The sequence below is a fragment of the Corynebacterium sp. KPL2680 genome, assembly GCF_040225675.1.
GTDB classification, from domain to species: Bacteria; Actinomycetota; Actinomycetes; order Mycobacteriales; family Mycobacteriaceae; genus Corynebacterium; species Corynebacterium rhinophilum.
The window spans coordinates 95,364-115,545 of record NZ_JBEHFM010000002.1 but is presented as its reverse complement, the minus strand read 5'-3'; the positions used below and the strand labels follow the sequence as shown (position 1 = coordinate 115,545).

Genomic DNA, 20,182 nt, shown 5'->3' with positions numbered 1-20,182 from the left:
TACAGTCTCTTAGTCCTCGGCCCGCAAGGGCCACCATGCGCGGGTGGATCCACTGATTCGAATAAGTGAGTCAAACTACGCTGCATGTGTCCGGCGTAGCTGGCAAAATCGAATCATGTCTGTTGAAGCTCGCGCCCTTTCACTGCGGCGGTTATTACATGATTCCGCGGCAGTGCGGCTGCTGGCGGCCGATAATGCCCCGGTGATTCTGGCACTTATTGCTGAGTATTTTCCCCGCGGCACTCGGGCGCGGCCGGCGGCAGAAGTATATGAGCTGATGGTCACCGATTTCGAGGTGCTCGCCAGTGAATTCTCAATGCCGCGCACACCGCAAAGCTATTGCAATGATTGGGTAAAAGCTGGTTGGCTAGTCCGCAAATCTGGCAGGAGCTCACGCGGGGAAACCTTGGAGCCAAGCGAGGAAGCGCTGTCCGCGCTCGAGGCCGTTGAGCGTTGGGAAACGCCGGTTACTACGGTCACGGCATCGCGCGTGGAATCTATCGGCTCGGCTCTGCAGCGCTTGGCGCGAGATACAAATGAGGATATTTCGAGCCGCGTCGCCAGCTTAGAGGCGGAGCGAGACCGCATTGACCGCGAAATTGAAAAGGCACATTTAGGGCAGTTTGAAAGGCTGACTGCGGCAGAGACGCAGGAGCGCGTCCAAGACGTGCTGAACATGGCCATGGCGGTGCCAAGCGATTTCGCCAGGGTGCGCCATGAGCTTGAAGCCCTCAATCACCGGTTGCGTCGCCAGCTTTTGGATCCAGAAGGTTACCGCGGCGAAGTGCTCGAGGAAATCTTCAGCGGTGTAGACCACATCGCGGAATCGGACGCGGGGCGCAGCTTCCGCGGATTCTATTCCTACCTCATGGATAGAGAACGCAGCGCGTGGCTGGACCAGTGGATTAGCCAAGTTTTAGAAAGCGAGGTCGGCCAAGAGCTAGCGCCAGAAAACCGTCGTCATCTGCGGAATCTCTTCCGCGATATGGAAGAAACGAGCTTCGAGGTCAATCAAACGATGACTGGCCTGGCACGCAGCTTGCGCAACTATGTCTCTTCGGAACAATTTGCAGAAGACCGGCGCATGATTGAGCTACTGCGTGAGGCGCGAGGCATGGCCATTGATGCAGCGCAGGCATCGGAGCTGAAAGCCTTTCACCGCATGGAAACACCCCTGCAGCGCATCGGCATGTCCATTCATTCCGTATCGCGCATCCACTTGGCCAACCCGGGTCGGGAGGTCGTGGAGGAAGCACCGGAAGCCTTCCAGCCGGGACAGGAGAATGCGGAGGCGTTGTATGAGCTGGTGCGCGAATCAGAAATTGATTTTGAGGAATTGCATGGGGCGATTCGCGGGGCCGTCGGCAAGGCGGGTCCGTGCACGATTGGCCAAGTATTGCAGGCGTACCCGCCCACGCAGGGCCTGGCCAGCGTCGTGGGATTGGTACACATTGCGGACCAGCACCCACTACCGGCGCTGCATGATGCGCACGAGAAGGTCACCTGGACCGAAGAAGATGGGACCATTCGCGCGGCGTATATCCCTACTATGTATTTCGATAGCACCACCGTTGAGGAGTTGTAGTGAGCGCTACTGATAATCACCGCGTCGATTCGGCGCATGAGCCCCCGCTGTGGGAAAGCGATAAAGGATCGCTGACCTATAACTCGCGCCGCGCGTTGGTGCAGCTGTTGAAGGGGCCGCTCGTGCGTGCGCACAAGGAACCTGTCTTATGGTCCGCCATCATCTCGGACGAAGACAACCTGCGCGCCCGCCTGCATGAGGTATTCCTCGAGCTGGTCGTCGATGAAGCAGAAGGGTTTGCGTTTACCCGGATGGTAGAAGAGGAAACGCTGCCCATTCCGCAGGTGCTGCGCACGGATAAGCTCAAGCACATCGATACCGCCATCCTGCTGAACCTGCGCCAGGAACTTGGTTTAGCGCTGCCCGGTGAACGCGTGATTGTGGATGTAGAAGACCTCCGGGAGGGAATTGGTTACGTACGCGCGGTTGATAACCGCGATGAAGCCGGGTTCAATAACCGCTTCAATGCGGCGATTAAACGCATCCGCAATGAATACTCTCTGCTCAGCGCCACCGAGACAGAGGGGCGCTACGAGGTTTCACCCGTCTTGCGCCAGCTTTTCGATGCCGCCACGGTCACCGCCATCCGGGATGAATACGCCCGCCTCGCAGAAGCCGAGAGCGACCAGGAGGAGGCTTCCGATGACTAACCTGTATCCAGGCCAATTCCGCATCAGCCGTATCCAGCTCATTAACTGGGGTACTTTTCACGGCTATTTTTCCATCCCGGTAGCCCGCAAGGGCTTCCTCATCACCGGCGGATCCGGTTCGGGCAAGTCCACGCTGCTTGATGCGATGTCGGCAGTATTGGTGCCGCAGAAGGACCTCAAGTTCAACGCGGCATCGCAGCAGGACCTCGGTCGGCATAATGGGCGCAACCTCGTCTCCTATATTCGCGGGGCGTGGCGGCAGCAAGAAAATGCGCACACGGGTGAAATCGCCCCGGAGTATTTGCGTGAGGGCGCAACAAACTCGGTGGTGGCGTTGACCTACGATAATGGGTCTGGCACGCAGCACACCCTCATCGCCATCTTCCGCCTCAACGGCGGTGAAAATTCGGTGAGCCAGATTAAAAGGCTCTATGGGGTGGTGCAGGGAGATGAGGACATCGATAAGCTCAGCCCCCTACTCACCCGCAGCCTGGATACCCGCAAGATTAAGGCCATGTACAAGGGGCCGGGAGCGTCATTTACGCCGACGTACACCACGTTTGCGGATCGCTTCCGCAAACGCCTGGGCATCAAGAGCGAGCAGGGGCAGGTTCTGCTGCACCGCACGCAGTCTGCCAAGTCTCTCTCCAGCCTGGACCAGCTCTTCCGGGACTATATGCTCGATACGCCGTCTACCTTCGAGCGGGCGGAGGAGTCGGTGGAGCAATTCGAAGATTTGCGCCAGGCATACCTGCGGGTAGAGGACGTCAAGGCCCAGATTGAGACGCTGGCACCCCTGCCCCAATTGCACTCCCAACGCACCACCGCAGAGGCTGATAAGCACAAGGCCGAGGCGATGAATGAGGCGCTGCCGGCGGTGCGCGCCCGCTTGGTGGCAGAAGAACTGGACTATCGCATCCGCGTGCTGACCGCCCAGCAGGCAGAGGCGCACTCTGCGGCCGAGGCGCTCGAAGCGGAGGTCACGCACCTTGACGATGCCGAGCGCCGCGCCGCCGTAGCCGTCTCCCAACTCAGTGCCGGCGAGCTGGCCGCCCTAGAAGCCAAAATTGAAACCGCGGAGAAGGAAATTGAGCACCGCTCCAAGGAGTTCCACCACCTTGCCGCTGCCGCCGACCAGTGGACCGATCACTTTGAGCTCAGCCCGCACGGCTTCGCCGAGCTGCAAGCAAATGCCCGCCTGCGCATCGCGGACTTCGAGGCTGACTCGGCCCAGCTTACTGAGCAGCAGCAAGAAGCCGGCGTGGCCGCCCGCGATGCCGCGACAGCATCCGCGTCCTTAGAAAGTGAGCTGCACTCATTTAGCTCGCGGCGCACCAATATTGATAAGGCCCTCGTAGAGCTGCGCACCCAACTCGCGCAAGATACTGGCTACGCCGAATCGGAGCTTCCCTTCGCTGGCGAGCTACTGGATATTGCCCCGCAGCAGGCGGAGTGGGAGCCGGTGATCCAAAAATTGTTACACGGATTCGCCGCCACCCTGCTCGTTCCGGAAACCGCGCGGGAAGCCATTAACCAGTGGGTCAATTCTCGCAATGTGGGCACCCGGCTCGAGTACCGCACTATCCCGGAGTTTGCACCGGCGCCCGCGCCCGCGCGCAGCCCGCAACAGCTCATCCACAAATTGGAGTTCCAGGATCACCCCATGACGCCGTGGGTGCGCCACCATATTTCGAGCCGTTTTAACTACGAATGCGTCAGCTCGGTGGCCGCACTCGAACAAGTAACCAAGACCCCGGCCGTCACGCGCGATGGCTTGGAAAGCCGGCCCAAGGATAAAGATGGCTCGACGCTTTTTATCAAGGATGATCGCACGCGTTATAAAGGCACGCGGTGGTACCGAGTAGGTTCCACCAATACCGCCAAGATTGAGCTCCTGCGTTCCCAATTGAATGAAGCGAAAGCCACTGCTCGTGCCATGGCCAAACAGGTCCACGAGCTCAACCGGAAGATGGATATCCTGCGCACGCAGCGCGATAAAGCGCAGCGCGTACTGGAGACTAAATTCCAGGATATTGATACCGCTTCCGCTGAGGCGCGCAAACGCGATTTGCAAGAACAGTATGATTCTTTAGCTTCCTCCCCAGAAGCGCAGGCCTTAGCCACAGCACACGAACAGGCAAAGGAAAAACTCACCGCCGCCCGCGCCCAACTGAACGAAGCACAAAAACACCTCGGCAACGTGGAAGGCGAGCTGAACCGCTCCACCCAGCGGCGCCAAAGCATCGGAACAGTGCCCACGGTGGCGGATCAGGGTATCGCCAAGGCGGTCGAAGAGGCCCTGCACAAGGGCAGAAGAAAACTCACCATCGATGACATCGATGCCCGGCGCGATGAGGTGCAGGCCAGCCTGCAAGAAACCACGCGCAGGGCCGCGCGCTGCATCGAGGAGACGAATGTCAAGATTGTCTCCGTCCTCCACAAATACCTATCGCAGTGGCCGGCGGAAGCGGCGGATTTGGAGCCACAGGCGAGCTTCGCCGGCGAGGGTATGGAAAAGTTGAAATTCCTGCGCGCGGACCGCTTGGCGGATTTTCGCGCTCAGTTCTTGGAGCTGCTCAATGGCACGACGGTGCAAAACCTATCGCACCTCGCCTCTTCGCTTCGCCATGCCCGTAGCGATATCGAACAGCGCATGGAGTTTATTAATAAGTCACTGGAGCGCACGCCCTTCAATGGGGACCGCACCCTGCGCATTGATGTGAAGGATGCCAGGGGCCAGGTCGTGCAAGATTTCCAGCGGGATCTCGATGCCGCAACGTCCCATAGTTTGGCGGAGATTAGCGCCGATGAGCCCGAAGCTGCGGTAGCGCGCTACCACGCCCTGGACAAGATTCTCAGCCGCTTGGGCTCGTCTGAGCCAGAGGATATTCGGTGGCGCAACCTGGTCCTCGATACCCGCAAGCATGTCAGCTTCATCGGCCGCGAGTGCTATCCCAATGGCACGACCGCCAATACTTATCAGGATTCCGCCTCTCTTTCCGGCGGCCAGGCCCAAAAGCTGGTGTTCTTCTGCTTGGCTGCGGCGCTGCGCTTCCGCCTGGCGGAGCCGGATCAGGACGTTCCCACCTACGGTTCCATCATTTTGGATGAGGCCTTTGATCGCGCCGACCCGGCCTTTACGCGCACCGCCATGTCCGTGTTTGCGTCCTTTGGTTTCCACATGATTTTGGCAACGCCATTCAAACTCATCCAGACGCTATCGCCGTACGTGGATGGCACCATCGTGGTCAATTACGACGAGCCCATTATCCAGGGACGCCCGCAGGCGCGTACGGGCTATTCGCTTATCGATGCCACCTCCTACCCCCAGGAATCCCCGGAGTCCCCCAATGCGGATGCCTAGTGACCTGCACACACATGCGGAAAAATACCTGCGCAACCACTTTGCGGAGGCTTTGTCGACTCCCGATTCGCTGAGCATCGACTGGCCGCTGCACCCGCCTACGGCCGCCACCGCCGCGCGCGATGTCCCCGCCACCCAGGAGTTCATCCGCGCCTGGCAGCACTGGCCGCACCAAGAAGAGATCCACTACGAACAGCGCAATTGGTCCCGCACGGGCCTAGGCACCAATTCCGTTCCCACCCGCGCGGTCCTTACCGGTGCTCCCCGCATCGCCGCGGCCGCAGGCCTCAGCGCCGAATACTCCCGCGCGCTACAGCGCGCACACGACATCGCCGGGATCTTCCCCGACTCCCCTGCATTCGCCGACGCCGTGTACCGCACCTATGCCCAGTGGAAAGACCTTGACACATACGATCTGCGCTGCTTGGCACCATGCTTGACCTGGCTGCGCGCCCACCCGGACTCCGGCGAGTGGGAGCGCGCCGTTCCGGTCGAAGCTGTGGATGGCAAGTGGATAGGCACCCACCGCCGCCTGCTGCTCGCCCTGCTTTCGCCCTTCGGCATCACGGATTTGGGACTGCGCCGCACCGACGCCCGCCTGCGTCTGCGCTACCTCAACCACGCCCCTGCGCTGTCCGATATCGAGGTTCCCCTTTCCCAGGCTGCACAGCTCTTTCCCACCGCGCCCCCGCGCGTTCTCATCGTAGAAAACAAGCAGACCTTCCTAGCCCTGCCCCTGCTTTCCGATGCCGCCCCACCCACCATCGCCATCCTCGGTTCCGGCAATGCCGCCCGCCAACTTCACGCCCTTGCCTGGCTCCACGATGCCGAAATCACCTACTGGGGCGACCTTGACGCCGCCGGCTTCAGCATCCTCAACGGCGTGCGCGCCCACTTTCCCCACACGAAGTCTCTCCTTATGGATACCACCACCGTCACCGCGTTCCGCCACCTCGCGGTCCCCGATCCCGGCGACGGCTCCGCCATACTTAGCCACTTGACCACCGAAGAGCAGCGCGCCTACCGCCTCCTCTTCACCGAGGGCAAGCTACGCATTGAACAAGAACGGATTCCGTTCGCGCATGCCACTGACGTGATTCAATCTACGTTTCAACGCTAGGTTCTAGGTTGGGGAAATCTCATCAGAGGACGCAACCCATTGCGAACCCCCGTTTCGTGGTTTCCCGCTAATCGGCCAAACCTATTTGAGCTCCTCCGCCAGTAAAAGCCTCGGCCCCACCACTAGTTCATGAGCACACGTGGAAGCCCCAAATAAAGCTCTGGAGCCTATGCGGCTCCAGGCGACAACGTTCCGGTATCCGGCTCGTCGTAGTGTTAGCTTAACTGGTTTCGATGACACGTTTTAATGGAGAAAATGCCGCATCGCCTGGGTTTTACACCAACGGTCTACCACCGTCACGAGTATCTCCGTTCGATCTGGTGCCGTCTCCTTTTCTCAAGGCATCGCGGTCCACTCAATGTCCTCGAAGCCCCAGTCGGTGAAGTGGCAGGTGATGGTCTCGGTGGCATCGATAAGCGCGTGCTCCATTGTCTCTTCATCGTCACCAGTAACGGAGAGCTCGAGTATCACTGAAGTATCTTCTTCGTCCAATAGCTCCACATCCAACGGGCCACCATCATCGAGGCCCGACTCAAAGCGCGCAACCCAATTATCGCCGCCAAAGAAACCGGAATCATTTAAGGCGTACTTTTCCTCCAAGTCCCATATGGCTTCAATAATGTCCCAGTTGCCGGTAATCGCAGCGGACAGCTCGGCGTCACGCCCGTACAGCACTAGCTCGTGGAGCCACGAATAGGCAATGATGAAGCTGCTCATAATGCCTGCCAGTGTATGCGACGAGAGCCCACTCTCTGAACGCACTCACTGTGAGTTTTGCTTATAAACTCAGCTGTTTAAGTTCGGTACAGAGAGCATCGATTTGCGCCCGCGTATGGGTTGCCATGAGGGTGACGCGGAGTATCGCAGCGCTTCGCGCAACAGTTGGCCACCGGATTGCAGGGACGATAAATCCGTGCCCCAGCAGTGCGGCGCTAGCGTCCATCGCGGCGGCCTCATCGCCCACGTGCACAGGGATAATCGGCCCTTGCTTTGGCGTAGTACCGCGTGTGTTGTGCCAATAAGCAATATTCTCCTGCAGTTGGCTAACCAGGCTGGGATCAGACTCAATGAGTTTTAGCGCCGCAAGCACAGCGGCAGAGGTGGCTGGCGTGGGCGAGGTCGAAAACACGAAGGACCGGGCTTGTTGCCGCAAGAGCTGCGCCACCGGCTTACTCGTTGCAACGAGCCCGCCTTCAGCACCAAGCGCCTTGCTAGCGGTAATAAGTTGGATATCGGGCTGGACGCCGAAATATTCTGGGAGGCCAAAGCCGCGGTCACCGACGGTGCCGAATGAATGAGCATCATCGACCATAAGCCAGGCGCCGTATTTGCGCGCCACCCGCGATAGCTCAGGCAAGGGTGCAAGCACCCCGTCCATGGAAAAGAGGCCATCGGTAATAACCAAGGCATACTTGGTGGTCCTGTTAGCCAAGGCATCTTCCACAGCGCAGGTATCGCGGTGCGCCGTAACGAAGAGGGAGGAGCCACTCGCCTTTGCGAGCCGGCAGCCATCGATGATGCTGGCGTGGTTGCGCGCATCGGAAATAATGGTGAGCTCGGGCGAGGCCAACGCCTGCAACGTCGATAGATTGGCCTGATACCCGGTGGCAAAGAACACCGAGTCTGGATACCCAGTCAGCCGGGCCGCAGCAGCCTCTACCGCAACGTGTAATTCAGACGTACCGGTGGTCAGTCGCGAGCCGCCTGAACCTGCGCCGTAGTGATCAACGCTGTCCTTTACGGCGCTTTTAATCTCCGGATGCTCTGCCAGGCCCAGGTAATTCGACGAGCTAAAGAGCACCGCGTCTTTGGCTGTCTTCCCGGCGGCCGTCCGCAAGGAGCTTTCCGGCACTTGTCCACTTCCAAAAACCGAAGGGCTGCGCCACAGGCCGTCTTCTCGCCACTTGTCCAGGCGCGCAGATGCGACTTGTTCTAGGCTCTCGTTCACTTTTCTGCCCCAAAATCCACGAGTACGGCGCGGTTTTCCAGATAATCAATCAACGCTTCAATATCGGCGCCTGGTTTGATGATGAAGGCCCGCGCTCCCTCATCCGATCCAGGCTCTTTAATGCGTGGAAGGCGGTGGTACGTGTCATCTATGCAGACGTAACCGGTGGTATAGGCCGGGTCATCAGACACACAGACCTCTGCTAGAACATCGGGGTGCGCGGCTACCTTGCTCGCAAGAACGATGGCCTCACGGGCCGCGTCCTTGCCTTTGAAAGCCGCGTCTTGAGCATTGTGCGCGTCCATGTGGCTCACGCGGACGCCGCGCTGTGCGTCTGGCTCGCAGCGCTTACCTGTATCGGCTGCAATCAGCATCGCACCGCGCATATTCCTAGCGGTAAACGTCTCTTCAATGACTACCTGGGAATGAGCGGTCATGGGGCGCAATAGTTCCTCGATGACGTCCCTAGCCTGCGAGGGCGATTGCACCGCTTCTTCTTTTACTCCTACGGAAGGGACGTGCAGAATATCGGACTCAGTCAAAGCCTCCACGGTGATGAAGGTACTTTCCGCCATTCCCTTCGGGTGCGCCAAAGCACGCTCGGATAACGCCGCACAGACCGCCGGAACCTCGTGTTCCCTGACAATTCGCTCTGCTCCCGAAATGTGCTGGCCTGCGGAATCAGACCGCATTCGCACTGAGAAATAAGTCATAATCTGAGGGTACCGGACGTATTGAACGGTGTTCAGGAAAAGGGAAAATTAGCGGGACTCGGCCAAACTCCAGGTCTTGGTTCCAACATAGGAACGCACAAGCAATGCGCTTGCCGATGTCTCCTCACCCCACGTTCCACAGCCCTATTTTTCCTGCTAACCAGGCGATTTGTGTGAAAACGGCGTTAGGCTATATAGTTAATTCTCGTTGCACAGAGAACGACACGTTCGAAGTACAACATGAATATTCCTCCATAGCTCAGTTGGCAGAGCATTCGACTGTTAATCGAAGGGTCACTGGTTCGAGCCCAGTTGGAGGAGCTTTCTTAGCCCCCTTTTACCTGCAAAACGCCGGTGGGAGGGGTTTCATCATTTTCGTTTACTGGGCAGTTTCGGGTGGTTTAGGGCGGTTTCCTGTCGTGCATGTCGTGGAATTGCATGATCGTTTTGCCGGTGGCGGCTCGGCATTTGGGGCCTGTCGATGGGCGCGCCCTGCGGATTGCGGGCTGCTGGTAATCGGGTGCGGCCTAAGAGGCCTGACCCCCAGAAAGTGGACACGTCGGGAGTCAGGCCCAACCACCAGCAGAAAAGAAATAGCCGCCTAACCACTAGGTAGCTCCACTACGTGTCCACGATTTGCGGGCAATCCCAAAAGATTCAGATTAGATTAGCGGAGGCTTTTCGTTAGTAGCCGTTTGACTCCGCCACCACTTCATCAGAATCAGGTGCGAACATGGTTACCCGAAAGTTCAACAAGCTAGAAAGAACATCAAACAAAAAACGCTGTGCACTTAAATCCTCTGACTCATAAATGGCGAAACAAGTCTCGATTTCATCGTCGAAGATTTTTAGTTCTTCGGACAACGTAGCCGAAGCCCCGCCATCCATAACGAATCGGTAGCAGTCCCGATCATTGTCATAAGCGAGTTCACGCACCCTATCAATATCAGACAAAATCGTCAGCACCCGACCAACGGGAGCATCGGTAGTAATTCCTGCACTAGTCGACACGACGCCTCACCACCTCTTGTTGGCTTATCACTGTAACTTGTTCGAACCCGGTTGGAGGAGCACAGTACATCCCGCCCAGCATCGCGCTGAGCGGGATTTTTCGCATGCGCCACACAGCTTGAGTTCAGAGGGTTGCGGAAGATGCGGGTTAAGCACAACGGGGACAGGAAAAGGGGCCTAGCCCATCAAGGCTAGGCCCCTTCCCTACTGCACTCTATGCACTCGCCGCAGGCTCAGGGAGCGCTGAGTGAGCGTCAACGAGTAATTAGTCGTTGATGTAGAGGTACTGCTTGTTCACGAACTCGTCCAGTGCAAAGACGGAGAGCTCGCGGCCGAAGCCGGAGTTCTTAACGCCACCGAATGGCAGTACTGGGGAGAAGTACTGGCCCAAGTTGACGTGAATCATGCCGGTCTCGATCTGGTCAGCAACCTTGGTGGCGCGCTCGGTGTCATCGGAGAAGACGGCACCGCCCAGGCCGTAGTTGGAGTTGTTGGCCAGCTCTACGGCTTCCTTCTCGGAGGAAACCTTGTAGATCTCTGCTACTGGGCCGAAGAACTCTTCGTAGTAGGAGTCGGAACCAACGGGGACATCGGTAAGCACGGTCGGCTCGTAGTACGCAGCGGTCTCGTGCAGGTTGCCGCCAGTGCGAACCTTAGCGCCGTTGTCCACAGCGGTCTTGACCTGCTTGTCCAAGTTCTCTGCGGCTTCGCGGGAGGACATTGGGTAGTACTGGTTCTCGCCCGGCTGGGTTGGGTCAGCCTGCTTCATACCCTCAGCAATGCGGACCATTTCATCGACGAACTCGTCGTAGATGTCTTCCATGACGATGATGCGCTTGTTGGAGGTGCAAGCCTGGCCAACGTTCTCGATGCGCTTGACCCAAGCTTCCTCGGCAGCCTTGGTGACATCGGCTGCATCCAGGATGATGTAGGGGTCGGTGCTGCCAAGCTCCAGCACAACCTTCTTCAGGTTGCGGCCGGCGATCTCGGCCACGGCGGCACCGGCGCGCTCGGAACCGGTCAGGGATACGCCCTGAACGCGCTTGTCTCCGATGATCTCTTCAATCTGCTTGTGGTCGGCGTATACGTTGATGTACACGCCCTCTGGCAGGCCAGCCTCGCGGAAGATCTCCTCGATGGCTGCAGCGGACTTCGGGGTAATTTCGGCGTGCTTCAAGATGATGCAGTTGCCGTTCATCAGGTTCGGACCAGCGAAGCGGGCGACCTGGTAGAAGGGGTAGTTCCACGGCATGATGCCCAGCAGGGTACCAATGGGCAGGCGGCGGAGGGTGGCCTTGCCGCCTGGCACGTCAACCGGCTGGTCCTTGTTGTGCTCTGGGGCGTTGTCTGCGTAGAACTGCAGGATGTCGCCGGAAAAGTTAATTTCCCACTCGCCTTCTGGGGTGGACTTACCCATCTCCTGTGCGGCAATCTTGGCCAGCTCGCCCTTGCGCTCCTTGAGCAGTTCCGCTGCGCGGGACACAATCTTGGCGCGCTCCTCAATTGGGGTCTCGCGCCAGGTCTGGAAAGCCTCGTTGGACTTAGCCAGAACCTCTTGGATCTGCTCATCGCTAAAGGTGTCGAATTTTTCTACTACTTCATTGGTAGCGGGGTTAGTTACCGCAAAATCCTTGGACATTATTGGATCCCTTTCTAAATGGATTCTTGGAATTAATGTGGCGGCGAACACAATCTGTATGCGCCTGCCACAAGAGTACTTAAAGTTCTAGTGACGTGTCACCCATGAAAGTGGGTAATTTGTTTTAGGAGGCCGCGACGACCGAGCCATCCTTCATCTTGATGCCCTCATCCTGCTTCATATAGGTGGCATCGCGAGTGAGCATCTGGCGCACCGCCTCCTCGTTCTTCTGAATTTCCGCCTCGAGCGCCTCCGAGTCTTGGCGGAGGAGGTCAAAGCGCTCCTGCACCAGTGGCGCCTCCATTTGCAGGATGGGACGCATGACGGAGTCGGCCACGCCGCAGGCATCGGCGACCTCATCGCCGTGAATGATGCGCACGTGCGCGGCGGTCCAGTCCGCTAGGGTGTCATCGGGCATGCCCGTGAGCTCCTTGGCGTTGACGACGAAGCCGTCCATGAGGGCATCGACAAGCTTGCGGGCCGATTCATTGATCTCGCCGTCGACGGTATGGATGGCGTCCATGGTCTCCTGGGAAGCCTCTACCCCATCTTCGCCTTCGAAAAGGTCCGTAGAAATCCCCAGCATGCGCCCGGCAATCTTCCACAGGTAGAACGCGTCCTTCTCTTCCTCTGCCGTGAGCTTCCAGCCCATGTTGCGCAGGCCGGCGTACGGAATGTAGGTGAAATCGAACCAGGTGCGCAGCATATCGAACTCGCTGATCGGCGCGCCGTAGTGGGAGTAGTCCAGCTCCTTGCGGGTGTGCACGCGCCGCACGTGGGCGTGGATGGCGCGCACCATACCGGTATGGATGAAGCCTTCGCCGCCGGGCTGCAGCGCATCCGGCAGGTAGAGCGAATAGGTCCAGTTGGTGGTGTAGGCAAGGCGCTTGACGGCACCATCGGTAAGCTCACCGGTGTTGACCAGCAGGTCCGCGATCGCCGGGGTGGAATAGGTGTGGACCAGCGAGCCCGGGCCCAGCGCCAGGCCGTGGCTGAGCGGCGGAATGGACAAGTAGACGCGGCGCCCGCGCTCCAACTTCTCTGCATCGATGCCGTCGAGGGCCTTGGTCATGTCCTCGATGAGGGCAGCAACCTCTGGGAAAGTCTCGTCGTTGGCTGTACCGCGCGCGAGGGCATCGCGCAGGTTAGGCATGATTTCCTTGACGGTGTGTCCGCTGGTAAACAGCGCATCGGCCACCGGGTCCATCTTCCAGAAAGCCTCGTGGTAGCGGTCTGCGCGCTCTTGGCCAAAGGTGGCGATGAATTCTTCCTTATCGCCGCGCCCGGCAGGCCACTCGCCGACGGTGCCTAGGGACATATTAGTAGTCATGGTTGTCTCCTCTGAGAATGTTATGGGGGATGGGGTTAGCTGCGGGCCTCTTTGGAGTCATCGTGCAGCGTGTAATCGGACTTGGTTTCGGGCTCGTTTTTCGCGATGTGCGCCTTAATCACCGCAGTGACATCGGACCATGGCGGCTTATTCTTATTAGCGCGCTTAATCTTTGCCTTTTGCGCACCCGGCAGCTTGTCCCGCAGGCGGGCAACCTTGGCTTCTGCCCGCGCGGCACCCCGATACAGGATGGCCCACGGCTTGTAGTTCACCTTTTCCCAGCGCGTGCCCTTGACCATGAACTTGGTATCTTCCACGCCGCAAATGGTGGTCAGCGCACCGAGCGCCATCTTGGGGACCAGCGGGTGGATGGTTTCTAGGATGCTCATCAAGGCGGTGGCCACGCGCTCGTGGTAAGTGGAGGAATATCCGCCATTGGCATAGATGAAATCGGTCATCTTGCGCATTTCATCGCCGGTCTTGGGGATGAGGCGCTCTTCGGCACCCATCATATAAAGGATGTATCCCCAGTACTGGGCCACATCGTCCCAGTCCTGGCCGGAGTGCGGGCGGCCAAAGCGCTCGTCGATGGCCAGCGGCATCATCCCGAACCAGCCCTCACCGGAGACCAAGAAGCTAGAGCCAATCGGCCGGCCGAATTCGTTGTAGTGCTCCTTGCCCCACATCTTTTCTAGGCCACGATTGGCCTGGGAATGCAGCAGGCGCACGCGCACGGCAGCCTTGCGGCCTTCACCGAAGCGGTCAAAGACGTCCTTCTTGCCCAAGTCCGTGAAGAATTGCGCAGTTTCAATAGAGCGCTGCATGGCCTTGAACTCGAACATCCCGGTCTCACCCGTGGCCGCCGACGTGCGGTCCTCCATCGTGGTGGCCCAGTACGCGAAGGCAATAGCCAGAACCTCTGAGGTGCGTGTGACGTTGTAGTAGGCCACGCGGCCGCGCTCTGCGGCCTCGAGATCCAGCCACTCCGGAATGCGGTCTACCTCTTTAAAGAAGTCCACCAGTTCCGGGGCCGGGTCCTCTACCGTCTCGATGCCGTGGTTGAGCGCCTGCTCAAACTTGGCGCGCGATTCCTTGGCACCGTCGCGGCGGAAGGCCTCCGCCAGCTTTTCGCCGGTCTCGTCGGTCTGCCACATGTGGTCATCGAGAAGCTTGGTTTGCAGGCTATCGTAGCCTGCCCACTCATCTTCTACCGTGTGCCAGGAGTCAAAGACATTGTGCCGAAGCTCCGACCAGCCTGGCGTCGCGGTGCGACGCTTCGGCGCCGGGCGCAGGTCCATGCCATCGCGGTAAAAGTAGCGGAAATCCTCATAGGGATTATCGGACATGGGCAGAACCTTTGGTTCCGCCTGCGACGTGTTGGCAACGTCAGAAGTATCTGTGGGAGCAGTCATTGTGTTTTATTCCCTTCCTTATTATTAGGCCTTGGTAACTAGCAGCAAGCGCAGAGGCTAGTTCCGGCGGGCTTCCTTGGAGTCATCGTGCAGGGTCCACTCCGCCTTGACGTCTGGCTCATGGTTATTGATGTGCTCTTGCACTTCTTCCAACGCATTGATCCACAGCGGGCGACCTTGCGCGGCGTTGTGCTTCTTGTATTCCTCCGCACCGGGTTTTTCATCGGCTTCGCGGGCTTCCTTTGCCTCCGCGCGCGCCTTGGCTTCGAAGTCTTTGGCCGCCTGGGAAAAGTCCATATCGGCCCAGCGAGTTCCTTCCACCATGAACTTGGTGTCCTCTTCTCCCACCAGCGTGGCCAGCGAGCCCAACATTTCTAGTGGAAGGTCCGGATTCATCTGTTCCACGATGGACATCAGTGCCGTAGCCACCCGCTGGTGGTACGTCGAAGAACGCCCGCCGTTTGCGTAGATGAAGTCAGTCATCTTACGCATCTCATCGCCGGTCTTGGGGATGATGCGCTCTTCCCCGCCCATCATGTACAGCACATATGCCCAGTACTGGGCGACGTCGTCCCAGTCCTGGCCGGAGTGGGGGCGTCCGAAAAGCTCGTCGATGGCCAACGGCATGAGCGCGAACCAACCTTCGCCGGAGACCAAGAAGCTAGAACCGATGGGGCGACCAAATTCGTTATAGTGCTCCTCGCCCCAAAGCTTTTCCAAACCGCGGTTTGCCTGGGCATGCAGTAGGCGGACGTGGACTGCGGACTTGCGGCCTTCCCCAAAGCGGTCGAAGACGTCCTGTTTACCCAAGTCCACGAAGAACTTGGAGGTCTCCAGTGCACGTTGCATCGCCTTAAACTCGAACATCCCGGTCTCACCCGTTGCCGCAGAGGTACGGTCTTCCATGGTGGTGGCCCAGTAGCCAAAGTTGAAGGTGAGAAGGTCCGCGCCCGGGGTGGCGTTGTAATAGGCTACGCGCCCGCGCTCAGCGGCTTCGAGGTCGATCCAGTCTGGGATATTATCGACTTGTTCGAAGAAGGCCACCAATTCCGGTGATGGATCCTCAACGGTCTCGATTCCTTCATTCAGCGCCTGCTCAAATTTGGCGCGCGATTCCTTTGCGCCATCGCGGCGGAAGGACTCCGCCAAAGCGGCACCCTGCTCATCGGTTTGCCACATGTGATCATCGAGCAAACGCGTTTGCGGGGTGTCGTAACCTTCCCACTCATCGTGGACGGTGTGCCAGTGGTCAAAGATATTGTGGCGCAAGGTGGACCAGCCGGGCTTGTCCACGCGGCGCTTCGGCGATGGGCGGAGATCCATGCCATCGCGGTAGAAGTAGCGGAAATCCTCATAGGGATTATCGGACATGGGCAGAACCTTTGGTTCCGTCCGAGTTTCGGTAGGAGCAGTCATGGGGAGTGAACAACCTTTCCAATCTTGGTCCTACACCACACACATTTCCTGATTATGTGGTCTAGTTCACCATTTAGCTGTGCCCGTAAGCCTATAGAGACATTGCCCTCCACTGCAATGAATTTTGTATCCAATTTTCCGGGAAATTACCGGGCGTCAGAACCGCCGCTACACCCGCCTTCGCAGCACCTATCCTCTCCTGCGCAAATAGTAAAAATGGCAACCTTGGCAGATTTTGCAAACCTTTTGCCTGCTCACCCCATATAGGTGTACTAAGCGCACACGTGTCCGCTATGCGAACGCTTTTGTAACCTGTATCTCCCTTTAGGCTGTACCATGACGTGCATTACATACAGTGAATTGGCAATGAACCACAGCCACGAAAGCGAGGTCTATTCACCCCTATGCCTAGTTCTCCTTCCCAACCTGCACCCCAGCTTGCCGATGCCCCCTCCACCACCGCCACGGTGCAAAACGTCACCGCCGTAGCCGATGACCTTGCGGTCATCGAATTTTCGCTGGACGGTGATGCTCCGCTTGCTGAATACTCCCCCGGTTGCCACGTCGACATCACCCTCCCGGGAGCAAATGGTGAGATACTTACCCGGCAATACTCGGTTTTTGAGCTGACCGATTCCTCTACTCCTGCCGCTGGCCAACAAAAACGGCCAACGTACGGCGTCGCGGTAAAGCGGGAGGAAAACTCCACGGGTGGATCGATTGCGATGCTCAAACTGCGCTGCGGGGATAGCTTTGAAATTTCGCAGGCATTTAATAACTTCGAGCTCGTGGCACACGCCGGCTACTACGTCTTGGTAGGCGCCGGCGTGGGCATTACCCCCATGCTCTCGATGGCCCAATCCCTCGAGCGCGAGAACAAGCCGTATATCGTGCTCTTTTTCGCACGCGATGAACACCATGCGGTGCTGCTCGAGCAATTGCGCGAAACCTGCGGCGATAAGCTCATTGAGGTCTTTGGCCGATCACGCGAAAAGCAGGCAGATATCTACCGGCATCTGCTGGGCCAAGCGCCGAAGGAGACGGCCTTTTATGTCTGCGGCCCGCAAGGTTTCATGGATTCCGCGAAAGAAGTCGCGCTCGAGTATTTACCCGAGCACGCTTTTCACTGGGAGAACTTCCACCCCGATCTAAAAGCACTGTCCGGTGAGAAAAACGCCGGAGCCGGCGACGGCCCGTTCGAAGTAGAATTTTGCGGCGAGACAGTAGAAATCCCAGAGAATAAGACGGTCCTAGAGGTCCTTGAGGAACTCGATCTACCCGTAAAATCGCGCTGCCTGGAAGGCACGTGCAGCACCTGCATCATGCGCGTGGTCGACGGCGAACCAGATCACCGCGATTCCGTCTATGACGCGCAAATGTATGCCGATGGGGCCTTCGCCCCGTGCGTCTCCCGCGCGCTAAGCCCCAAGCTCACCTTGGAGCGCTGGCGGCAATAAACCCAGCTCCCATACGCTGCTCGAGCGAGGAAGCTGGGCTGGGAAAATTGGGGCATCGGCAAGCGCAGCACCTCCCTATAGGGCGCGCACCATAATCACACCGATGATGACCAAGACCAAGCCGATGATGCGGTGCACCGGCGGCAGGCCACGCTCGGCATTGCCCCAGCCCAACGACTCAATGACCTGGCCGCAAATGATTGAGCCCACTAGCGAGCCGATAACCGTCGTGCCGGTGCCGATCATGGGCGACAGCGTCGCGCCTCCCACCACAAAGAGCGCGCCGAGCACACCGCCGAGCCACATCCACCAAGGCCCGGGTGCGATACCGCTCAAAAGGGCACGACGGGGAGCCTTCCACCCCAGGGTGAGCAGGGCCAATAGAATCACTCCAACGCCCAGGGAAATGACGCTGGCGGGCATGGGGCTATGCAACGCACCTCCCAGGTAACCGTTGACGGCGGTTTGGGTGGCGGAGCCCATGCCGATGAGCACACCGAAGACACGCCACAGCCACAGCGAAATCCCGGTGGCTTGCGCGCGCGTGGTGACGGCACCCCGGCCTATTTCTAATACCAAGGCGATGCCGCCTACAACGATAAGCGCGCCGAGGACGCGCAGCGGGCCGACCGGCACCAACGGCGATTCAAAGAGGCCGGTCAGGTCATAAATTAGGCCCATCGTTACCTGGCCCAAGATGGGAAGAATGACGGTCTCTACGCTGCCGATGCGCGGGAAGAGCAGGATATTTCCCACGATGAAGGCCACGCCCATAAAGCCGCCGAGCCACACCCACCACGGTTGCGCAGCCGCCAGCGCTAGGTCCGGTATCGCATCACCGGTGACAATGAGCGCGAGGATGGCGGAGACGGCAAAGCCGATAATGAAGGAGAAGAACCCGGCGGCGATGGGCGAGCCCACGGACTCGCGCAGACGCGTATTAATGGCCGTTTGCGCCGGGACGATGGCGCCGACCAGCATGGCGGCGATAACCAGCATTGTTTTTCCTTCCCCACAGGTTTGGGTCTAAGCAAAGCCTGGGACTAGGCGTGACATAGAGATGTAATTTTAGAGACTTAAAATGCAAAAGAGTGCAGGCCGGCACAAAGCGGAACCTGCACTCTCTCGCTAGAAGGAGCCGGGTTTAGTCATCCGTAGGGATGGAGTCGGTACCTTCCAGCAGCTTGGCAACATAACCAGTGTTGAACTCGCCGCTGCGGAACTTTTCACTGTCCAACAGCATGGCCTGGAATGGCGCCGTGGTGACAACGCCTTCTACCTGCAGCTCGTCGATGGCGCGCAGCATACGGGTAATGGCCTCATCGCGGTCTTCTGCCCATACGATGAGCTTGCCCACCATGGAGTCATAGAACGGCGGAATGGTGTAGCCAGTTTCGATATGGGTATCCATGCGCACACCGAAACCACCTGGCACGCGGTAGTGTTCGATCTTGCCCGGCCGCGGCGCGAAGTTCTGGTTCGGATCCTCGGCGTTGATGCGGCACTCGATGGCGTGGCCACGAATCTCCACATCATCCTGGGTAATGGACAACTTCTGCCCGGAGGCAATGCGCAACTGCTCCTTGATGAGGTCCACACCGGTGATCATCTCCGTAACCGGGTGCTCCACCTGGATGCGGGTGTTCATCTCGATGAAGTAGAACTTATCTTCGGTGTTATCGAAGACGAACTCGATAGTTCCGGCGTTCTTGTACTTCACCTCTTTACACAGGTTAATCGCGGCTTCCTGCATTTCCTGGCGCAGCTCATCAGTCAGCACCGGCGAAGGGCCTTCCTCAATGAGCTTCTGGTTGCGGCGCTGCGAGGTGCAGTCGCGCTCGCCTAGGGCGACGGCATTTTCGCCATCTGCCAGCACCTGAATCTCGATGTGGCGGATATCCGTCAAGAAGCGCTCGATATAGACCGACGGGTCATTGAACGCGGACTCAGCCTCGTTCATGATCTCGTTGAGGTCCTTTTCCAGCGTGTCCTCGGATTCCACGACGCGCATACCGCGTCCACCACCACCGGCGGCAGCCTTAATCAGCAGCGGGAAGCCGGTCTCGCGGGCAACCTCCAGGGCCTCATCGAACTCGGTGACCACGCCGTCGGAGCCCGGTACGGTGGGAACACCGGCGGACTTAGCGATGCGCTTAGCTGCGATCTTGTCACCCATCAAGCCGATGTGCTCAGCCGAAGGGCCAACAAAGCCGATCTCTTCTTCTTCCACCATGCGGACAAAGTCCGGCTTTTCGGACAAGAAGCCGTAGCCAGGGTGAATGGCATCCGCTTTGTACGCCATAGCGGCAGAAATAACCAGCTCGGGGCTGTTGTAGCTCTTGGAAACATTCGCTGGGCCGATGCAGACTGCTTGATCGGCGAGCTTTACCGGCAAGGAGTCCTTATCGCCTTCGGAATAAGTAAGGATGGACTTGATGCCCAATTCCTTGCAGGCGCGAATGATGCGAAGCGCAATCTCACCGCGGTTAGCAATGAGCACGCTACCTAATAGATCTGACATATTTTCCTCCAGGTCG

General features: G+C 58.5%; 15 protein-coding genes and 1 tRNA gene. 6 read left to right on the top strand and 10 right to left on the bottom strand.

The genetic code is table 11. The annotated features are described in order from the left end of the window. Positions 1 to 115 precede the first annotated feature (115 nt). Genes ABRP66_RS01875 through ABRP66_RS01860 form a run of 4 tightly spaced genes read left to right on the top strand, consistent with a single transcriptional unit; the run spans position 116 to position 6,719 of the window. Positions 116 to 1,585: a DUF3375 domain-containing protein gene (locus ABRP66_RS01875; protein WP_284852225.1), complete on the top strand. Its 1,470-nt coding sequence runs from the start codon at positions 116 to 118 to the stop codon at positions 1,583 to 1,585. Beyond that, positions 1,585 to 2,235 (top strand): DUF4194 domain-containing protein, encoded by a 651-nt coding sequence (locus tag ABRP66_RS01870; RefSeq protein WP_023017165.1) that lies wholly within the window; start codon positions 1,585 to 1,587, stop codon positions 2,233 to 2,235. The genes ABRP66_RS01875 and ABRP66_RS01870 overlap by 1 nt, the downstream gene beginning before the upstream one ends. Then, on the top strand, positions 2,228 to 5,599 hold the full coding sequence (locus ABRP66_RS01865; protein ID WP_349838246.1) for an ATP-binding protein: 3,372 nt from the start codon (positions 2,228 to 2,230) through the stop codon (positions 5,597 to 5,599). Before ABRP66_RS01870 ends, ABRP66_RS01865 begins: the two co-directional genes overlap by 8 nt. Continuing rightward, entirely contained in the window at positions 5,586 to 6,719 is a 1,134-nt protein-coding gene (locus tag ABRP66_RS01860) for a DUF3322 domain-containing protein (protein WP_349838245.1), read from the top strand. Before ABRP66_RS01865 ends, ABRP66_RS01860 begins: the two co-directional genes overlap by 14 nt. Positions 6,720 to 7,055: 336 nt before the next feature. On the opposite strand, the gene ABRP66_RS01855 is transcribed toward ABRP66_RS01860, so the two are convergent. The 3 genes from ABRP66_RS01855 to ABRP66_RS01845 all read right to left on the bottom strand — a co-directional run bounded on the left by ABRP66_RS01855 (position 7,056) and on the right by ABRP66_RS01845 (position 9,380). Then, positions 7,056 to 7,436, bottom strand: coding sequence for a hypothetical protein (locus ABRP66_RS01855; RefSeq protein WP_284852228.1), 381 nt, complete (start codon positions 7,434 to 7,436; stop codon positions 7,056 to 7,058). A 61-nt stretch (positions 7,437 to 7,497) separates the two neighbouring features. After that, the gene (locus ABRP66_RS01850) at positions 7,498 to 8,571 is read right to left on the bottom strand and encodes an aminotransferase class I/II-fold pyridoxal phosphate-dependent enzyme (protein WP_284852229.1); all 1,074 of its coding nucleotides are present in this window, start codon (positions 8,569 to 8,571) and stop codon (positions 7,498 to 7,500) included. Between the two features lie 92 nt (positions 8,572 to 8,663). Then, the gene (locus tag ABRP66_RS01845) at positions 8,664 to 9,380 is read right to left on the bottom strand and encodes a 6-carboxyhexanoate--CoA ligase (RefSeq protein ID WP_284850104.1); all 717 of its coding nucleotides are present in this window, start codon (positions 9,378 to 9,380) and stop codon (positions 8,664 to 8,666) included. Positions 9,381 to 9,628: 248 nt separating this feature from the next. Here ABRP66_RS01845 and ABRP66_RS01840 point away from each other — a divergent pair. After that, positions 9,629 to 9,701 (top strand) — tRNA-Asn (locus ABRP66_RS01840). Between the two features lie 363 nt (positions 9,702 to 10,064). Here ABRP66_RS01840 and ABRP66_RS01835 read toward each other — a convergent pair. From ABRP66_RS01835 to ABRP66_RS01815, 5 genes are all read right to left on the bottom strand, one after another. Further along, positions 10,065 to 10,391: a hypothetical protein gene (locus ABRP66_RS01835; protein ID WP_284850028.1), complete on the bottom strand. Its 327-nt coding sequence runs from the start codon at positions 10,389 to 10,391 to the stop codon at positions 10,065 to 10,067. 265 nt (positions 10,392 to 10,656) lie between these two features. Next, positions 10,657 to 12,030 (bottom strand): NAD-dependent succinate-semialdehyde dehydrogenase, encoded by a 1,374-nt coding sequence (locus ABRP66_RS01830; RefSeq protein WP_284850029.1) that lies wholly within the window; start codon positions 12,028 to 12,030, stop codon positions 10,657 to 10,659. Between the two features lie 124 nt (positions 12,031 to 12,154). After that, positions 12,155 to 13,360, bottom strand: coding sequence for an oxygenase MpaB family protein (locus tag ABRP66_RS01825; RefSeq protein WP_349838243.1), 1,206 nt, complete (start codon positions 13,358 to 13,360; stop codon positions 12,155 to 12,157). A 35-nt stretch (positions 13,361 to 13,395) separates the two neighbouring features. After that, the gene (locus tag ABRP66_RS01820) at positions 13,396 to 14,772 is read right to left on the bottom strand and encodes an oxygenase MpaB family protein (protein ID WP_296087340.1); all 1,377 of its coding nucleotides are present in this window, start codon (positions 14,770 to 14,772) and stop codon (positions 13,396 to 13,398) included. A gap of 57 nt (positions 14,773 to 14,829) precedes the next feature. Then, complete coding sequence (locus ABRP66_RS01815) at positions 14,830 to 16,188, bottom strand: oxygenase MpaB family protein (RefSeq protein ID WP_349838242.1); 1,359 nt, start codon at positions 16,186 to 16,188, stop codon at positions 14,830 to 14,832. 404 nt (positions 16,189 to 16,592) lie between these two features. Between ABRP66_RS01815 and ABRP66_RS01810 the strand changes: the two genes are divergently transcribed. Further along, the gene (locus tag ABRP66_RS01810) at positions 16,593 to 17,645 is read left to right on the top strand and encodes a PDR/VanB family oxidoreductase (RefSeq protein WP_284851403.1); all 1,053 of its coding nucleotides are present in this window, start codon (positions 16,593 to 16,595) and stop codon (positions 17,643 to 17,645) included. A 75-nt stretch (positions 17,646 to 17,720) separates the two neighbouring features. Here the strand turns inward: ABRP66_RS01810 and ABRP66_RS01805 are convergent, their stop codons facing one another. Together ABRP66_RS01805 and accC are read right to left on the bottom strand one after the other, a co-directional pair. Further along, on the bottom strand, positions 17,721 to 18,644 hold the full coding sequence (locus tag ABRP66_RS01805; protein WP_284850034.1) for a DMT family transporter: 924 nt from the start codon (positions 18,642 to 18,644) through the stop codon (positions 17,721 to 17,723). A 145-nt stretch (positions 18,645 to 18,789) separates the two neighbouring features. After that, positions 18,790 to 20,166, bottom strand: coding sequence for an acetyl-CoA carboxylase biotin carboxylase subunit (gene accC, locus ABRP66_RS01800; RefSeq protein WP_349838240.1), 1,377 nt, complete (start codon positions 20,164 to 20,166; stop codon positions 18,790 to 18,792). Between the last annotated feature and the right edge of the window lie 16 nt (positions 20,167 to 20,182).

Bases quoted from the DNA above. Each gene is read 5' to 3' on its own strand.
- ABRP66_RS01875 (WP_284852225.1), top strand. From the start codon at position 116: ATGTCTGTTGAAGCTCGCGCCCTTTCACTGCGGCGGTTATTACATGAT.
- ABRP66_RS01865 (WP_349838246.1), top strand. From the start codon at position 2,228: ATGACTAACCTGTATCCAGGCCAATTCCGCATCAGCCGTATCCAGCTC.
- ABRP66_RS01860 (WP_349838245.1), top strand. From the start codon at position 5,586: ATGCGGATGCCTAGTGACCTGCACACACATGCGGAAAAATACCTGCGC.
- ABRP66_RS01855 (WP_284852228.1), bottom strand. From the start codon at position 7,436: ATGAGCAGCTTCATCATTGCCTATTCGTGGCTCCACGAGCTAGTGCTG.
- ABRP66_RS01845 (WP_284850104.1), bottom strand. From the start codon at position 9,380: ATGACTTATTTCTCAGTGCGAATGCGGTCTGATTCCGCAGGCCAGCAC.
- ABRP66_RS01830 (WP_284850029.1), bottom strand. From the start codon at position 12,030: ATGTCCAAGGATTTTGCGGTAACTAACCCCGCTACCAATGAAGTAGTA.
- ABRP66_RS01825 (WP_349838243.1), bottom strand. From the start codon at position 13,360: ATGACTACTAATATGTCCCTAGGCACCGTCGGCGAGTGGCCTGCCGGG.
- ABRP66_RS01820 (WP_296087340.1), bottom strand. From the start codon at position 14,772: ATGACTGCTCCCACAGATACTTCTGACGTTGCCAACACGTCGCAGGCG.
- ABRP66_RS01815 (WP_349838242.1), bottom strand. From the start codon at position 16,188: ATGACTGCTCCTACCGAAACTCGGACGGAACCAAAGGTTCTGCCCATG.
- ABRP66_RS01810 (WP_284851403.1), top strand. From the start codon at position 16,593: ATGCCTAGTTCTCCTTCCCAACCTGCACCCCAGCTTGCCGATGCCCCC.
- ABRP66_RS01805 (WP_284850034.1), bottom strand. From the start codon at position 18,644: ATGCTGGTTATCGCCGCCATGCTGGTCGGCGCCATCGTCCCGGCGCAA.
- accC (WP_349838240.1), bottom strand. From the start codon at position 20,166: ATGTCAGATCTATTAGGTAGCGTGCTCATTGCTAACCGCGGTGAGATT.